The organism is Citrobacter arsenatis, from assembly GCF_004353845.1.
GTDB lineage: Bacteria > Pseudomonadota > Gammaproteobacteria > Enterobacterales > Enterobacteriaceae > Citrobacter > Citrobacter arsenatis.
On sequence record NZ_CP037864.1, the window covers coordinates 3,644,866 to 3,660,657 of the forward strand.

17 protein-coding genes are annotated in these 15,792 nt (G+C 43.4%); 15 read left to right on the forward strand and 2 right to left on the reverse strand.

Annotated features, from left to right (window positions below):
- Positions 1–2: 2 nt before the first annotated feature.
- Positions 3–3,140, forward strand: a complete 3,138-nt coding sequence (locus E1B03_RS18725; protein ID WP_133086726.1) for an efflux RND transporter permease subunit — start codon at positions 3–5, stop codon at positions 3,138–3,140.
- Positions 3,141–3,344: 204 nt separating this feature from the next.
- Here the strand turns inward: E1B03_RS18725 and E1B03_RS18730 are convergent, their stop codons facing one another.
- Positions 3,345–3,914 (reverse strand): HdeD family acid-resistance protein, encoded by a 570-nt coding sequence (locus tag E1B03_RS18730; protein ID WP_133086727.1) that lies wholly within the window; start codon positions 3,912–3,914, stop codon positions 3,345–3,347.
- A gap of 262 nt (positions 3,915–4,176) precedes the next feature.
- Between E1B03_RS18730 and hdeA the strand changes: the two genes are divergently transcribed.
- The 12 genes from hdeA to E1B03_RS18790 all read left to right on the forward strand — a co-directional run bounded on the left by hdeA (position 4,177) and on the right by E1B03_RS18790 (position 13,371).
- Positions 4,177–4,491 (forward strand): acid-activated periplasmic chaperone HdeA, encoded by a 315-nt coding sequence (gene hdeA / locus E1B03_RS18735; protein WP_079939096.1) that lies wholly within the window; start codon positions 4,177–4,179, stop codon positions 4,489–4,491.
- 99 nt (positions 4,492–4,590) lie between these two features.
- Entirely contained in the window at positions 4,591–4,881 is a 291-nt protein-coding gene (hdeB, locus tag E1B03_RS18740; protein WP_103770314.1) for an acid-activated periplasmic chaperone HdeB, read from the forward strand.
- A gap of 94 nt (positions 4,882–4,975) precedes the next feature.
- The gene (locus E1B03_RS18745) at positions 4,976–6,235 is read left to right on the forward strand and encodes an ammonium transporter (RefSeq protein ID WP_103770313.1); all 1,260 of its coding nucleotides are present in this window, start codon (positions 4,976–4,978) and stop codon (positions 6,233–6,235) included.
- A 3-nt stretch (positions 6,236–6,238) separates the two neighbouring features.
- Entirely contained in the window at positions 6,239–6,541 is a 303-nt protein-coding gene (locus tag E1B03_RS18750) for an urease subunit gamma (RefSeq protein WP_003845045.1), read from the forward strand.
- Positions 6,542–6,559: 18 nt separating this feature from the next.
- Entirely contained in the window at positions 6,560–6,988 is a 429-nt protein-coding gene (locus E1B03_RS18755) for an urease subunit beta (RefSeq protein WP_133086728.1), read from the forward strand.
- Positions 6,989–6,997: 9 nt separating this feature from the next.
- Positions 6,998–8,716 (forward strand): urease subunit alpha, encoded by a 1,719-nt coding sequence (locus E1B03_RS18760; protein ID WP_103770311.1) that lies wholly within the window; start codon positions 6,998–7,000, stop codon positions 8,714–8,716.
- A gap of 13 nt (positions 8,717–8,729) precedes the next feature.
- Positions 8,730–9,293: an urease accessory protein UreE gene (locus E1B03_RS18765; protein ID WP_103770310.1), complete on the forward strand. Its 564-nt coding sequence runs from the start codon at positions 8,730–8,732 to the stop codon at positions 9,291–9,293.
- Positions 9,274–10,014, forward strand: coding sequence for an urease accessory protein UreF (locus E1B03_RS18770; protein ID WP_246044120.1), 741 nt, complete (start codon positions 9,274–9,276; stop codon positions 10,012–10,014). Before E1B03_RS18765 ends, E1B03_RS18770 begins: the two co-directional genes overlap by 20 nt.
- Positions 10,015–10,025: 11 nt before the next feature.
- Positions 10,026–10,676: an urease accessory protein UreG gene (gene ureG, locus E1B03_RS18775; RefSeq protein ID WP_103770309.1), complete on the forward strand. Its 651-nt coding sequence runs from the start codon at positions 10,026–10,028 to the stop codon at positions 10,674–10,676.
- Complete coding sequence (locus E1B03_RS18780) at positions 10,660–11,610, forward strand: urease accessory protein UreD (protein ID WP_133086729.1); 951 nt, start codon at positions 10,660–10,662, stop codon at positions 11,608–11,610. Before ureG ends, E1B03_RS18780 begins: the two co-directional genes overlap by 17 nt.
- A 34-nt stretch (positions 11,611–11,644) precedes the next feature.
- Complete coding sequence (yut, locus tag E1B03_RS18785; protein ID WP_103770307.1) at positions 11,645–12,634, forward strand: urea transporter; 990 nt, start codon at positions 11,645–11,647, stop codon at positions 12,632–12,634.
- Between the two features lie 86 nt (positions 12,635–12,720).
- Entirely contained in the window at positions 12,721–13,371 is a 651-nt protein-coding gene (locus E1B03_RS18790) for an MgtC/SapB family protein (protein ID WP_103770306.1), read from the forward strand.
- Positions 13,372–13,550: 179 nt separating this feature from the next.
- On the opposite strand, the gene E1B03_RS18795 is transcribed toward E1B03_RS18790, so the two are convergent.
- On the reverse strand, positions 13,551–14,081 hold the full coding sequence (locus tag E1B03_RS18795) for a helix-turn-helix domain-containing protein (RefSeq protein ID WP_165955330.1): 531 nt from the start codon (positions 14,079–14,081) through the stop codon (positions 13,551–13,553).
- A gap of 112 nt (positions 14,082–14,193) precedes the next feature.
- On the opposite strand from E1B03_RS18795, the gene E1B03_RS18800 reads away from it, so the two are divergent.
- Both E1B03_RS18800 and E1B03_RS18805 read left to right on the forward strand, forming a co-directional pair.
- A complete protein-coding gene (locus E1B03_RS18800) occupies positions 14,194–15,084 on the forward strand; it encodes an AraC family transcriptional regulator (RefSeq protein ID WP_133086730.1) in 891 nt (296 codons plus the stop codon).
- A gap of 111 nt (positions 15,085–15,195) precedes the next feature.
- Positions 15,196–15,735: a DUF2058 domain-containing protein gene (locus tag E1B03_RS18805; RefSeq protein ID WP_103770303.1), complete on the forward strand. Its 540-nt coding sequence runs from the start codon at positions 15,196–15,198 to the stop codon at positions 15,733–15,735.
- Positions 15,736–15,792: the final 57 nt, after the last annotated feature.

Genomic DNA, 15,792 nt, shown 5'->3' on the forward strand with positions numbered 1-15,792 from the left:
CTATGGCGAATTTTTTTATTGAGCGCCCAGTCTTCGCCTGGGTTCTTGCTATTATCATGATGTTAAGCGGCGTCATTGCCATTACTCAGTTGCCCATCGCACAATACCCCAACATCGCGCCACCCGCAGTAACAATCAGCGCAACCTACCCGGGAGCAGATGCGCAGACCGTACAAAACTCAGTGACGCAGATTATTGAACAGAATATGAATGGCCTGGATGGATTAATGTATATGTCCTCCACCAGCGATGCCTCAGGCAATGCCGTCATGACCCTAACGTTCGAATCGGGAACCAACCCAGATATCGCTCAGGTACAGGTTCAAAATAAGCTGCAGCTGGCGATGCCATCACTTCCGCAGCAAGTACAACAGCAAGGTATCAGTGTTGATAAAGCAAGTAGCAACATTTTACTTGTTGCCGCCTTTATTTCAGAAGATGGATCGCTTAACCAGTACGGTATTGCCGATTATGTCGCGTCAAACATCAAAGATCCTCTCAGCAGAATCGCCGGGGTGGGTAGCATTCAGCTATTTGGTTCACAGCATGCCATGCGTATTTGGCTTGATCCGATAAAACTCAATCAATACCAACTCGTCCCTCAGGACGTTATTCAAAAAATAAAAATACAAAATAACCAAATATCGGGAGGGCAATTAGGTGGTGCGCCTCAGGCAAATAATCAGCAACTGAACGCCTCCATTATCGTCCAGACCCGGTTGCAAAGCACTGAGGAATTTGGAAACATTCTGCTTAAAGTTCAACAGGATGGTTCACGCGTTACGTTAAACGATGTTGCCCACATTGAGCTAGGAGCAGAAAGTTACGGTACCGTTGCGAAATACAACGGTAAACCCGCAGCAGGGATTGCGATTAAATTGGCGACCGGCGCTAATGCCCTCGATACCGCAAAGTTAGTAAAAGAGGAAATATCCCGGCTTTCCCCCTGGTTTCCTTCTGGTCTCAAAACCGTCTACCCTTATGACACAACGCCCTTCATTCAAATATCAATACAAGAAGTCGTTAAAACTCTGGTTGAAGCCATTGTTTTAGTTTTCATCGTTATGTATTTGTTCTTACAAAACTTTCGAGCAACACTTATTCCAACAATTGCGGTACCGGTTGTCATATTAGGCACATTTGCCGTTCTCGCCGTTGCTGGCTTTACCATCAATACTCTGACCATGTTTGGTCTTGTCCTGGCCATTGGGTTGCTCGTTGATGATGCTATCGTGGTTGTGGAAAATGTTGAACGTGTGATTGCCGAGGAACATCTTTCGCCCAAAGAGGCCACGCATAAATCGATGTCGCAAATCCAGGGGGCGCTGGTGGGGATTGTTCTTGTCCTCTCGGCTGTCTTCGTACCAATGGCATTACTGGGGGGGTCTACCGGAGAGATATACCGGCAATTCTCAGTGACTATTGTCGCCGCTATGGCGCTTTCCTTATTGACCGCACTATCGCTAACTCCCGCACTCTGTGCCACGCTGATCAAGCCGGCGCATATGGATACTCCCCATTCCCCACCCCGTTATTTCACACTGTTTAACCTGTACTTTGAGCGTTTTACCCAACATTACAGCGACAGTACACGCAAAATTCTGCAAGTAACATCTCGATATATCATTCTGTATTTGCTGATTATTATTGCCATGTTAGTACTTTTTTTACGTATTCCAACCTCATTTTTACCTGAAGAAGATCAGGGTGTTTTGCTGACTATGGCCCAGTTGCCGCCAGGCGCTACGCTTGTGAAAACCAATCAGGTGCTTGCAGACGTAAGCCACTATTACCTGACGCAGGAAAAAAATAATGTAGAATCAGTTTTTACGGTCAGTGGTTTCGGATTCAGTGGGCAAGGTCAGAACAACGGTCTGGCTTTTGTTAGCCTGAAACCCTGGTCTGATCGCACGGCCAGCGCTGACGGCATTAATGCAATTATCCAACGTGCGGTTAAAGCACTAAGCACAATCAATCAAGCCATTGTCTATCCCTTTAATTTACCTGCCGTCCCGGAACTTGGAACGGCTTCAGGTTTTGATCTGGAACTCATTGATAAAGCCAATCTGGGTCATCAAAAACTCACTCAGGCAAGAAATCAGCTCCTCGGAATGGCGAAACAATATCCCGAACAGGTGGTCGGCGTTCGACCCAATGGACTCGAAGATACGCCCATGTTTCGGGTACAGGTCAATGCCGCGAAGGCAGAATCAATGGGCGTCTCTCTCAACGATATTAATCAAACGATCTCAACCGCTTTTGGAAGCAGCTACGTAAACGACTTTCTGGATAATGGTCGCGTCAAAAAAGTCTTTGTGCAGGCAGCCATCCCCTACCGCATGCTCCCAGAAAGTGTGAACAGTTGGTATGTCCGTAACGCATCCGCAGACATGGTTCCGTTTAGCGCATTTGCCAAAACTGAGTGGACTTATGGCTCACCGCGTCTTGAACGCTACAACGGCTCTCCTTCGATGGAGATCCTTGGCGAAGCCGCGCCAGGCAAAAGTACTGGTGATGCCATGGCATTTATGGTCTCACTCATCGAAAAGCTGCCTGCTGGTATCGGGTATGACTGGACAGGAATGTCTTATCAAGAGCGGTTATCCACCGACCAGGCTCCTATGCTGTACTTTATTTCAATAGTCGTGGTTTTTCTGTGTCTGGCAGCGCTCTATGAAAGCTGGTCAATTCCATTTGCCGTAATGCTGGTTGTTCCTCTTGGTATTGTTGGAGCCTTATCAGCCACCTGGCTACGTGGATTAACCAATGATGTCTATTTTCAGGTAGGTCTTCTGACCACGATCGGGTTATCCGCTAAAAACGCGATTTTGATTGTAGAATTTGCCGTTGAGCTCATGCAAAAACAGGGTAAAAGCGATATTGAAGCGACATTAGACGCAGCACGAATGCGCTTAAGACCGATCCTGATGACCTCTCTGGCATTCATTCTTGGCGTGCTTCCATTAGTCCTCAGTAATGGGGCGGGATCGGGTGCGCAAAATGCGGTAGGAACAGGTGTGATGGGTGGGATGATCGCAGCAACCATCCTGGCAATATTTTTTGTCCCCGTCTTCTTTATTGTTGTACATCGTTTTTTCGCTAAAATAACCACAACAACAGGAACCAAGAATAATTATTAAGATTTATTTATTAAAATATAACCGCGATAAACTTTGAAATGTATCTCAATATTATTTAGGATTATATAGGCGTCAGTGCAGACTGATCCCCTGAGAAAACATTTGGCTATATTTCCATTTTTTACTGCCCGCAAGGGCAGTTTTTTTATATATTAATGACCCCGTTACCGGGGCCTGTTGATAATGATATCTGACGCCGTAATGCTATGGCTTACGAAATTGATTGGCAATAAATACACAGCTAATCCCACTTAACATTAGTTCAATGCCCGTCACCATCGACACCATGTAAATCGATGCCTGCGGAGCAGCAGTAATAAAACACCATGCAATAAAAAGATCCAGTACACCGATCCCCCCTTGCAGCCAGACTTTTTTCTCTTTACGACGCTTAAAAAGCGTGGTCAGTCGAATAATGCCTCCCAGACAAAACAAACACGCTAAAAAGGTCGCAATAGCAAAAATACCCAACTCGGGTGCCGTAATGAAAAAATACCCCATCAAAAAATATGCAATGCTAACGACTATTGCTGAAACAACGGGCCAAAAGTTATGCACCCGGTTCTTAAACATACCTATCGCTAGTGCCACACCGCTACACATTAAAATTCCGCCGACGATGATACTGAGTACGCCTCCGGACACATACGGAAAAAGGATAAAAAGCACACCACCAAAGAACATCAGGCATGCCAGAAATTTAAGAAATCGCCGCTGTTTAACCAGCACATCATCGTCAAGTTTAGATAGAATATCTCGTGTTACATTTAACATTTTCTTCTCCTGTTAGCCAGAGTACTACTGACAACATTAATTTATGCTAAATATCACCAATAAATAACACGTCATTAATAATATAGTCTGATAAATTCCTCTTAAACAACGCGCAACCCTTTCAAATAAAAAGAGAATATTGAACATATAAAAATCACGATTTCATTCAAAATATGACATTCATGCTGTTCCAGGATATATATTTATAGTCGCTATCAGACTTTCCACCCGTCGATATTAATTGATACAAGAGGTACGTTAGATGAATAAAACACTAAGCATTATCGTTGGTACTCTACTCATGATCCCCGCGCTGAGCCAGGCGGCGGATAATCACAAGCCGCTCAGCCAGTGGACATGTGAAGATTTTCTTGCCACCGACGCCACATTCCAGCCCACGGTAGTTGGCTTTGCTGAGGCATTGAATAAAAAGGATAAACCTGAAGATGCGGTACTTGATGTGAAAGGTGTTGAAACTGTGACTCCTGCGCTGGTTCAGGCATGTATGCAGGATAAAAAAGCCAATTTTAAGAAAAAAGCCGACAGTGAGTGGGACAAAATCAAAAAGGATCTGTAGCGAATAATTTTATGTATTGATAACACTGAAGCGAGAACTATGCCCCAATAGTTCCCGCTTCAGTAAATTAATCGTACTCAATATACCAAGAGGTTAAACATGAAACGCATACTTATCACACTTCCCCCTCTATTATCCTTATTTATACTGAACATTCCATTGGCGCATTCAGCAGAAAATAGTCCTGACAAAATGACCTGCCAGGAGTTCATTAATCTAAATCCCAAAGCAATGCTTCCTGTAGCATGGTGGATGCTGCATGAAGAAACGGTTTATAAGGGAGGTGATTCAGTGTCTTTGAATGAGACAGATCTTACCAGCATCCCGCAAGTCGTTGAATATTGCAAACATAACCCACAATTAAAACTGTATTCATTCAAAGATAAATAATTGCCATTAAATACACTGATTAGTGATTAGCATTTCATATTGAAAAAGCTAAAACACATCACCTTTATAAACTTAAGTAAGGGGCACAGGGTATATGGGAATATCACCTGTTCAATTTCAATTACTAGACCCTGCTAATACAGCTTTTATGCTGTTATGCGCTAGTCTGGTCATGTTAATGACACCGGGACTTGCTTTTTTTTACGGTGGTTTAGTCCAGCGTAAAGGCATACTCACCATCATGTTTCAGAGTTTTGTCTCCATGAGCTGGGTAGCGATACTGTGGTTTGCTGTAGGCTATTCTTTAGCCTTCGGCCCCAGCCTTAATGGTGTTATTGGCGATCCTCTGCACTATGCATTTTTACATAATATCAATGCGAACACGCTGTTTACCGGAAACAATGCAGGGATCCCAATCCTGGTACATTTTGCTTACCAAATGATGTTCGCGATTATCACCCCCGCCCTGATTACTGGTGCTTTTGTTGGCAGGGTGAAATTCAAGGCCTATCTGATTTTTATCACTCTCTGGACGTTATTCGTTTACTGCCCGTTTGTACACATGGTCTGGAGCCCACAGGGTGTAATGGCTAAGTGGGGTGTGGTTGATTTTGCCGGTGGTATCGTCGTTCATGCAACGGCGGGATTCGCTGCGCTGGCTTCCGCTCTATACGTTGGGCGACGAGTCATTCAACCAGATGGTAGCCATAATATTCCTTATATTGCTCTGGGTGCGGGATTGCTCTGGTTTGGCTGGTATGGTTTTAACGCAGGATCTGAATTACAAGTTAACACTATTACCGTTTCTGCGTTTGTCACCACCGATATTGCGGCGGCTTTTGCCGGTGCGACATGGCTATTTATTGAAAAAATGCACACAGGTAAACCGAAATTTGTTGGTTTCCTGACAGGAGCCGTTGCAGGTCTTGCCACCATCACTCCTGCGGCAGGATATGTTTCAATTCAATCCGCCGCATTTATTGGCATTGTTGCCGGTTTTGTCTGCTATTACTGCGCACTGTTTGTTAAAAAATATGTTGATGATGCACTGGACGTTTTTGGCGTACATGGCATGGGTGGCATTACCGGTTCTATTCTACTCGGTGTTTTTGCATCTCAGGCCTGGAACAGCAAAGGGCCGTCAGGATTATTGGAAGGTGGTGGAATATTGCAGGTTGCAAAACAACTCGCGGCGGTGCTGATCACCAGCATCTGGTCTTTTATCTTTACTCTGCTCATTTTATGGATAATTAACAGATTTACCCCAGTGCGAATTTCAACCAATGACGCTCGCCAATCTCCTGATTATTCAGCATTTGGTGAAGACGCTTATACCCCTTCAGGTAAGGAGTAATTAATGAAACTTAGTCCCAGAGAAATTGAGAAAATAATGATTTACTCACTTGCCAGCGTGGCTCAAAGCAGAAAAGAAAAAGGAATCAAACTAAATTATCCTGAAGCTGTTTCTATTATTGCGTCAACAGCCATGGAAAGTGCCAGAGAAGGAAATGATCTGGAAACCGTCATGAATAAATCAAGAGATGTTCTGACCAAAGACGATGTCATGGAAGGCGTCGCAGACCTTATTCCACAAATACAGGTTGAGGCTATTTTCACCGATGGTAGTAGGCTGGTAACTGTTCACGACCCTATCCGTTAATAGCAGGAGAAATAGACTATGCCTGAGGATAAAAAAACAAATCCCGTACCCTATGGGGGCTACGTTTTACAGGATACCCCTGTGTCATTTAATACAGAGAAACCTGTAACGAAAGTGCGCGTCAAGAACACAGGTGATCGGCCGATTCAGGTAGGCTCACATTTCCATTTCTTCGAAGCTAATAAAGAACTGGAATTTGATCGCGCAAGTACGCTGGGTAAGCGCTTAAATATTACCGCCACGACTGCAATACGCTTTGAACCAGGTGATGAGATAGAAATAGAACTTATCCCCTATAGTGGGGACAACGATATTTTTGGTTTTAATAACCTTGTTGATATGACAGGTCAACAGCTCGCTGAAGTTATTAAAGATCCTATAAAGTTGAAATCACTGATTGATAACGCCCGGCGAGCCGGTTTCAAAATGCCAAACAATCCCAGCTAAGGATCTCTTATGCCAACAATATCCAGAAAGGAATACTCCAGTCTGTTTGGTCCAACAACCGGTGATAAAATACGTTTGGGCGAAACTGATTTGTATATTGAAATTGAACAAGATTTACGTGGTTATGGTGACGAATCAGTCTATGGTGGAGGAAAGTCTCTACGTGATGGAATGGGCGCTAATAACCAGTGTTCCCGCGACCAGGGGGTTCTCGATCTGGTTATTACAAATGTCACGATAGTTGATGCAAAACTTGGTGTGATTAAAGCGGATGTAGGCATTAAGGATGGACTGATCTCGGGCATTGGTAAAAGCGGTAACCCGGCAATTATGTCCGGCGTAACACCAGGGATGACGGTTGGGCTTAGCACGGATGCGATATCAGGCGAGCATTTGATTCTGACTGCGGCGGGTATCGACTCCCATATTCATCTCATCTCTCCTCAGCAAGCTTATGCGGCATTATCTAACGGCATTACCACCTTCTTCGGTGGCGGCATAGGTCCCACTGATGGCACGAATGGAACCACTGTGACTGCTGGACCTAAGAATATGCGCGCCATGCTGCGTGCATGGGAAGGTATTCCGGTCAATATCGGTCTACTTGGCAAAGGAAATGCCTACAATAAAGCCCCTCTCGAAGAACAAATCATTGCCGGTGCCGTTGGGCTAAAAGTACACGAAGACTGGGGTGCTACGCCAAACGCACTCCGACACGCACTGCGCACAGCCGATGATATGGACATTCAGGTTTCTGTACATACCGACAGTCTTAATGAAGCAGGATATGTCGAAAATACGATTGCCGCTTTTGAAGGAAGGACAATTCACACCTTTCATACAGAAGGCGCTGGCGGTGGACATGCCCCGGATATTATTAAGGTCGCCAGCCAACCAAATGTTCTGCCAAGTTCCACCAATCCAACGCTACCTTTTGGTATCAACAGCCAGGCAGAACTGTTCGATATGATTATGGTGTGCCACAACCTCAATCCTAACGTGGCTGCCGATGTTTCATTTGCAGAAAGCCGCGTTCGTCCTGAGACCATTGCAGCAGAAAATATCCTGCATGATATGGGCGTCATATCTATGTTCTCCAGCGATTCTCAGGCTATGGGACGCGTGGGCGAAAACTGGCTTCGCCTGGTACAGACGGCGCATGCCATGAAACTAGCTCGCGGTAAATTACCGGAAGATAGTCCAAATAATGACAATTTCCGCGTTCTCCGATACGTCGCCAAAATTACGATTAACCCTGCCATTACGCAAGGCGTCAGCCATATTATTGGTTCTGTTGAAGTGGGTAAGATGGCTGACCTGGTACTCTGGGAACCGCAATTTTTTGGGGCCAAACCAAAACTCATTATTAAAGGGGGAATGATCAACTGGTCCTTAATGGGTGATCCTAACGCTTCGCTGCCAACTCCTCAGCCAGTATTTTACCGCCCTATGTTTGGTGCCATGGGAAAAACGCTGCAGGATACCTGCCTTACTTTCGTCTCAAAAGCTGCCTTTGATGATGGCATTAAAGAAAAAGCTGGCCTTGAAAGACAGGTTGTCGCAGTCAATAACTGTCGTAACATCAGTAAACACGACCTTATCAGAAATAATGCGACCCCAAAAATTGACGTAAACCCAGAGACATTCGCCGTCAAGGTTGATGGCGTGCACGCCACCTGCCAGCCCATTCAAACTGCGGTTATGAATCAAAAATATTTCTTTGGTTAACAGGAGAATAGCTATGTACCTGATTGAAAGAACACTCGGAAATATTAACTCCCATGGTGCGCTTGACCTCTCTGCTGAAGATATTAAACACGATGTTCTCGTGCTTGAACAATGGGAGGCACAAAAAAGCCGTTGCCGTAAAAAAAGTCAATTCGGCTATGATATCGGTTTATCCCTTGACCGTCATCTCCGTCTTAATGATGGTGACATTCTGTTATATGACAAAAATAACCGTTATTTGCTTACGGTTAAAATACAGCTACGGCGCGTGATGATTGTTGATCTGGGATTATTTGGCGTAGAGAAAATCACAGACCTTCTCACCCGCGCCTTTGAATTAGGGCATGCTCTAGGGAATCAGCACTGGAAGGCCGTCATAAAAGGATACTGTGTTTTTATTCCCATTGTAGTGGCCGATAAAATGTTGGCTTCAGTAATGAAATCTCATGGTTACACTGAGGGTCAGTATTACTTCACTGAAGGTGAAAAAGTCATTCCACTCTTAACACCATCTGAATCCAGACTTCTTTTTGGCGGTACCGAAGAAGCACATACACATGTACACATTGATCACTAACGTATTAGGGTTGCCGGACATGCCACAAAGTTCACATATGGTACTGAACATTGCACGAATATTGCAGTTTGGAGATTCAGTCCTTCCTGTAGGAGCATTTACTTTTTCCTGCGGGATTGAGTCTGCCATTTCATGTGGAATTGTCTATGACCGGCAAACCCTCAAGCAATATGTCTGTACGGCGCTATTGCAGGCAGCAAAATGTGATGCTGTCGCGCAAATACAAGCCATGCGCGCCTGTCGCAGCAACAAATTAAATGAGCTTAAATCTATTGATAACGATGTAATCAGTAGAAAACTATCACCAGAATCCCGACTGATGACCCAAAGAATGGGTAAGAAATTAACCGAGCTTTCAGCAGCGATTTACCCTGTTCGTCTATTTAACTGGTGGCTTGAGCAAATACGCCAGAGCCATGTTATTGGTACCTATCCTGTTTCTCATGCCTTACTTATGCACCATTTAGAGCTTGATGAAGAAGCCATGTTGGCCATGCACTTTTATGGCGTAGCAACGACTATTCTCAGTGCAGCGCAAAGACTGATGCGGATTACGCATTTGGATAGCCAAAAAATCCTGGCCGAAGCCACGTCGCTTTTCCCTGATTACGCTGAAATGACGCTCAATACCCGCCCCGAAGAAATGTCTTCTTTTTCGCCGGTGATCGACATTCTTGCGGCTGTTCATGTCGATGCCCATGTACGTCTGTTTATGAATTAACTGAGGTCAGAATGAAAAAAATCACTCGAATTGGAATTGGTGGTCCCGTAGGTTCAGGAAAAACAGCCATTATTGAGGTTATTACTCCTGTACTAATTCGTCGGGGATATAAACCTCTGATTGTAACTAATGATGTTGTAACCACTGAGGATGCAAAGCAGGTCAAAAGGACGTTGAAAGGAATATTAGAAGAAGAAAAAATCGTTGGCGTTGAAACAGGGGCATGTCCGCATACCGCTGTACGTGAAGATCCCAGTATGAATATTGCTGCCGTTGAAGAAATGGAAGATAAATTTCCAGATAGCGATTTAATTATGATTGAAAGCGGTGGTGACAATCTTACCCTCACATTCAGTCCAGCATTGGCTGACTTTTATATTTATGTCATTGACGTAGCAGAAGGGGAAAAAATTCCGCGTAAAAATGGTCCAGGTCTGGTACAGGCCGATATTCTTATTATCAATAAAATTGATTTAGCGCCATATGTCGGAGCCAGTCTGGAGGTAATGGAATCAGATACCCGATATGTCAGAAATAATCGTCCTTATATTTTAACCAACTGTAAAACAGGTGAAGGTATCGAGCAGCTTGTCGACATGATTGAGCGCGATTTTTTATTTGGTCATACCATTGAAGGTAAAAAAGATGACTCAACCACATAATTTTCATGACCAGATGGAAACAAAACGGACGCTTTGGGATATGCAGATCCCCATAGAGTATCGTCAGGAGCCGGAGCAAATGCCCAGTGGGGTAATCGGTAAGGATGGTTTTTTGTACCTGGGTTTTACACGTTGCGGAAGCAAAAGCATTCTCCACCGCATGGAAAAACGAACACCATTGTTTGCACAAAAGGCATTGTATCATGATGAAGCATTGCCTGAACTTCCCTGTGTGACCGTGATATCGACTTCAGGCTGTGTTCTGCAAGGGGATCGCTTAGTGTTATCCATTAACGTGGGTGAAAATGCTTTCGCCAGTGTCAGTACGCAATCCGCAACCAAAGTACACTCCATGGATAAAAATTATGCTGCGCAAATTCAATTTATCCATCTTGATGAGAATGCTTACCTGGAATATCTCCCCGATCCTTTAATCTTGCACCGTAATGCAAGATTTATTAACGACACCGTAATTGAATATAAAAGAAGTGCGACTCTTATTTATTCAGAAATAATTATTCCAGGCCGTCGTCATCATCATGAAAATGAGCTTAATGGCTTTGACTATTATTCCTCAAGCGTTTCAGCAAAAGATGAGTCTGGACATATTGTTTTCAAGGAACAAATTGAGTTGAAACCAAAAGAGTATGCCATGGCTGAACTCGGAATTATGGGGCAATTTCAGATTCTCGGCACTATTTTTATATTAACCCCAGCAGATAATATAGCATCCATTCTGGCGGCCTTCCCTGCTCATTATAGCAAAGATTATTGCTATGGTATGTCAACCCTCCCTGCGGAATCTGGTCTTGTATTCAAAATACTGGCTAACGACAGTAGTATGATAAAAAAATATATTCGTAAAGTGTGGGCCACGGTCAGAAAAGTCGTGCAGCAAACAGAACTACCACCTCCATTTATCTGGAAACAATAGGATCACTCGCAACTTTTCATATTGGTAAACAATGATGACTACACAATCTATTCCGGTATTATGGAAGAATAATACTGATAAGCATTACATTTGCAAAATTATTGATATATCATTACGTGGTTGCGCACAGGTAATGTTCCAAAACAATCCCATCACGGGGCTATTGTTTTTTATTGCGATATTCATTTCTGCTTATAGTAATAACAATCCTTTAGCTGCATGGGGGTGTGTAGTTGGAACTGTTCTGGCTTCGATTACAGGGGCAATAACCCATGATATAAAAGGTTGGCGGGATGGCCTCTATAGCTATAATGGCTGTCTGGTCGGTATTGCTATTCCTGTATTTATAACTGCGACGCCAATCATGTGGTTATGCCTGGTCGTTGGTAGCGTCGTGTCTGTTATTGCCACGGTATGCATTGCTGATATATTGAAAACATGGAAAGTTGCGGCGTTAACAGCCCCGTTTGTTCTGACAACCTGGGTAATACTACTTGCCAGCTATGCTTTTCATAATATTTATGGTTCAGGATTGCCCTCCCCTGATCTACCCCAACATTATATACCGTCAACTCAAAGTAGTTACTCGCTCAGCTTTTTCATTAACAGTACTTTACATGGGATTTCGCAGGTATTTTTATTCCCCGGGATCCTTGCTAGTTTATTTTTCATTGCAGGCCTGGCGGCAGAATCCGTCGTATGCGCCTGCTATGCCATCGTCGGTTCTTTCATCGCGACACTACTTGCCTGTTATCTGGGTGCCAATCCCCATGACATTGCTGCAGGGCTGTATGCCTTTAGTGCCGTTTTGACATCCGTCGCACTTGGGACCGTATTTAATCATCCTGGCTGGCGAGTGTTTATTTATACCATTTCAGGGATCATTTTTACTGTTTTTATCCAGGCCGCAATGAATGTGCTTTTAATGCCTTTAGGCATACCGACATTAACCATGCCGTTTGTTATTTCCTCATGGCTATTTCTGGTACCAAATAAAGAGTTTATGCCGGAGCATCGTCATTAATGATAAGCAAACTGATTGATGCTTAATTTTATCATTCATTTACGCTTGTACGCCACTGTTATAGCTGAAGCACAGAGAGAATCACTATGACTGAAGAATTTCTGCTACGTCTAATGCTAGCCGGTTTGTTAGGTGGCGTAATTGGTCTCGAGCGTCAAATACGCGCCAAAGAAGCTGGTGTAAGAACTCATATATTGATTGGTATCGGCAGTGCCATGTTCATGATCGTCTCAAAATACGGTTTCTATGATGTTATAGGGCATGGCCATATTGGATTAGATCCCAGCAGAATAGCAGCCCAGGTTGTCACCGGGGTTGGATTTCTCGGCGCGGGAAATATTCTGGTTCAAAAACAGACTATCAGAGGATTAACAACAGCTGCGGATGTGTGGGTCACTGCAGCAATTGGCCTGGTCATAGGCAGCGGAATGTATGAAGTTGGTATCGTTGGTGCGGTTATGGCGCTCATCGTGCTGGAATTCTTCCGTCAGCTTACCTACCGCTTTTTGAATCACCATTTGCAACTACGCATACGCATTGCGGCTGGTACGGCACAATCTGTTTTGACCTGGATAACTGAGCAGGGATATCGCCTGCAATTACGTTCGTTGGCTAATGATGCAAGCGATTGCCATGTTTTAACGGCAGATTTAGAGGTTACAGAAGCAACCACGGTGATTCAGGTAATTTCTTTACTTAAAGAAAACCCTGCTATTAAAGAGGTTTCTGTGGAGTAACATTAGACTACATAAAATAATCACTTGATTTATTATTGTGCTTACTCTTTATTTTAAGAATAGGATTAAACTATAATTTTGAAAGATACAGGTATTGAAAGCTGTGCTATACATTACTTGCCTCTTTCTGCACTTTAACAATTTAATCCTAATGTCGAAACGAGACATCCTACATCTGGTTATTGTAGATAGCATGAAATTTGATGCCGTACTAAATCACTCATTTTCCTGAGTTTAAGCAACAACATTATATTGTACTTATGGCAATAGTAAGTTTTCAATGAGATATGCATTTCCTCAGCAATTGAGTAACAGGATTTTTGCTGCAAAATACAGGTAAGAATTTGATGCTGTCGACGAGAAATTGATAATTCCGGAGAAATATCATAGTTTCCATCGCAATTCAGCAAAGTAATAAAATTACACAGCGAAACGTTTCGATTGATAAAAACAACAGGAAGGTCCCCGAAGCATCTTTTGATCCTGAATGGCGAAAGTATGAAAACCTTAGCAGGTTGAATCCTATCCAGTTGATAAGCTATACTGGTATAGAAAATGTTGTTATTGAACGTATCAATTATCACTTTTGCATTAAGCTCTTCAACGGTACAAAAGTCTTCTGCATGCTGAATATGCACGATAACATCTTTTTTGATAAGGTGATAAATAGCCTGTAGCAAAATAATATCTTTAGTAAATACCAGAAACACTACCCTCTCCTGCAATACGTAATTTGATTAACAAATCTTATAGTTACTTGGCGAAACTATCTATACGACATCGTCTCAAAATCAGTCCATTGGTGACAATATTGGGGAATATATGAATACTTCAGGCTGGCTACTGAAAGGAGGAGAAGCGAAAACATCCGTCTTCCACCTTGGCAGATATTGTAGCGAATGGAAAGCATCAACATACTCCTATGGTGAACCGAGTTTTCATATCGTTCTGGGCGGGGAATGCTGGCTGGATTTGTTCAACCAACAGCCGCGCATCATGCTGGAAAAGGGAGATATTCTCTTCTTTTTTAATAATTTCCCTTTTTACCTCACCTCCTCTCCAGATAAAAGCATTGATGACTTACCCCGCAAGCAGATGAGTAAAATTGAGGATTCATCTTCCGACGCCACCGATCTGCTGTGTGGTTTTATCCAACCTAACTCTATCGCCAGTCAATTGCGTTTTGCCTTACTTCCGGATATTTTTCTGATTAGGCAAAAGGACGACGTCAGTAACAAAATACATTCATTATTTGAATTACTACTGACAGAAGTTAATGCCTCTGCCGATGAAAATAATTGCATTATTGCTCATCTTACCGATGCTATTTTGCACTATGTGGTTAATGAATCTACTTCTTTATATGATATTGACATAAATCTTCTGAACGCAGCCAATGATGAACCGTTAGCAAAACTAATTATTGCTATAATTGAAAACCCACAGTACTCGTGGTCACTAGATGATATGGCCCGTTTTACTTATATGTCACGTTCAACATTTATTCGTCGCATATTGAAAGCGACAAGCTATACACCGAATCTGGTATTGAGCAAATTAAGAATTTATGTGTCATTAAACCTGCTCAGAAGAGGTATAAAAACAGAGGATATTTACAGCAGCGTCGGGTATGAATCTTTGTCTGGATTCTACCAGGCATTCAAACGCGTTATGGGAACCGCACCAGGAGACTACCTCTCATCTTACAAATAAAATGATCTGCGGGATAAATGTCAGCTATCTGGGTAACGCTTACGCATTCTGGCATCCCGCCGAACGTTGAGGTTATAATCCTTACAACGATTTTTTGGATTAGAAGCGACAATGACAAAACTTACCCTACAAGAACAGATGCTTAAAGCAGGTCTGGTCAGCAGCAAAAAAATGGCGAAAGTGCAGAGAACGGCGAAAAAATCACGCGTTCAGGCTCGTGAAGCCAGAGAAGCGGTTGAAGAGAATAAAAAAGCACAAATTGAGCGTGATAAGCAACTCAGCGAACAGCAGAAGCAGGCCGCGTTGTCAAAAGAGTATAAAGCGCAGATCAAACAGTTGATTGAAATGAACAAAATCACCGTTGCCCGTGGCGATATTGGTTACAACTTCACTGACAATAACCTGATCAAAAAAGTTTATGTTGATAAGGTGACTCAGTCTCAGTTGATCAAGGGCCGCCTGGCCATTGCTCGTCTGACGGCTGAAAGTAGCAGCGAGAGCGAGTACGCCATTATCCCGGCTGTCGTCGCCGACAAGATTGCCCAGCGCGATGCAAGTTATATTGTGCTAAATTGCGAACTGAGTCAGGAGGCGAAGGATGAAGACGATCCGTATGCTGATTTTGTTATCCCTGATGATTTGATGTGGTAAGAAAAATACCCCGATAATCACCCGGAGTTCCGTCGCGTATTTCGGTGAACGCCAGCG

Bases quoted from the DNA above. Each gene is read 5' to 3' on its own strand.
- E1B03_RS18725 (WP_133086726.1), top strand. From the start codon at position 3: ATGGCGAATTTTTTTATTGAGCGCCCAGTCTTCGCCTGGGTTCTTGCT.
- E1B03_RS18730 (WP_133086727.1), bottom strand. From the start codon at position 3,914: ATGTTAAATGTAACACGAGATATTCTATCTAAACTTGACGATGATGTG.
- hdeA (WP_079939096.1), top strand. From the start codon at position 4,177: ATGAATAAAACACTAAGCATTATCGTTGGTACTCTACTCATGATCCCC.
- hdeB (WP_103770314.1), top strand. From the start codon at position 4,591: ATGAAACGCATACTTATCACACTTCCCCCTCTATTATCCTTATTTATA.
- E1B03_RS18745 (WP_103770313.1), top strand. From the start codon at position 4,976: ATGGGAATATCACCTGTTCAATTTCAATTACTAGACCCTGCTAATACA.
- E1B03_RS18750 (WP_003845045.1), top strand. From the start codon at position 6,239: ATGAAACTTAGTCCCAGAGAAATTGAGAAAATAATGATTTACTCACTT.
- E1B03_RS18755 (WP_133086728.1), top strand. From the start codon at position 6,560: ATGCCTGAGGATAAAAAAACAAATCCCGTACCCTATGGGGGCTACGTT.
- E1B03_RS18760 (WP_103770311.1), top strand. From the start codon at position 6,998: ATGCCAACAATATCCAGAAAGGAATACTCCAGTCTGTTTGGTCCAACA.
- E1B03_RS18765 (WP_103770310.1), top strand. From the start codon at position 8,730: ATGTACCTGATTGAAAGAACACTCGGAAATATTAACTCCCATGGTGCG.
- E1B03_RS18770 (WP_246044120.1), top strand. From the start codon at position 9,274: ATGTACACATTGATCACTAACGTATTAGGGTTGCCGGACATGCCACAA.
- ureG (WP_103770309.1), top strand. From the start codon at position 10,026: ATGAAAAAAATCACTCGAATTGGAATTGGTGGTCCCGTAGGTTCAGGA.
- E1B03_RS18780 (WP_133086729.1), top strand. From the start codon at position 10,660: ATGACTCAACCACATAATTTTCATGACCAGATGGAAACAAAACGGACG.
- yut (WP_103770307.1), top strand. From the start codon at position 11,645: ATGACTACACAATCTATTCCGGTATTATGGAAGAATAATACTGATAAG.
- E1B03_RS18790 (WP_103770306.1), top strand. From the start codon at position 12,721: ATGACTGAAGAATTTCTGCTACGTCTAATGCTAGCCGGTTTGTTAGGT.
- E1B03_RS18800 (WP_133086730.1), top strand. From the start codon at position 14,194: ATGAATACTTCAGGCTGGCTACTGAAAGGAGGAGAAGCGAAAACATCC.
- E1B03_RS18805 (WP_103770303.1), top strand. From the start codon at position 15,196: ATGACAAAACTTACCCTACAAGAACAGATGCTTAAAGCAGGTCTGGTC.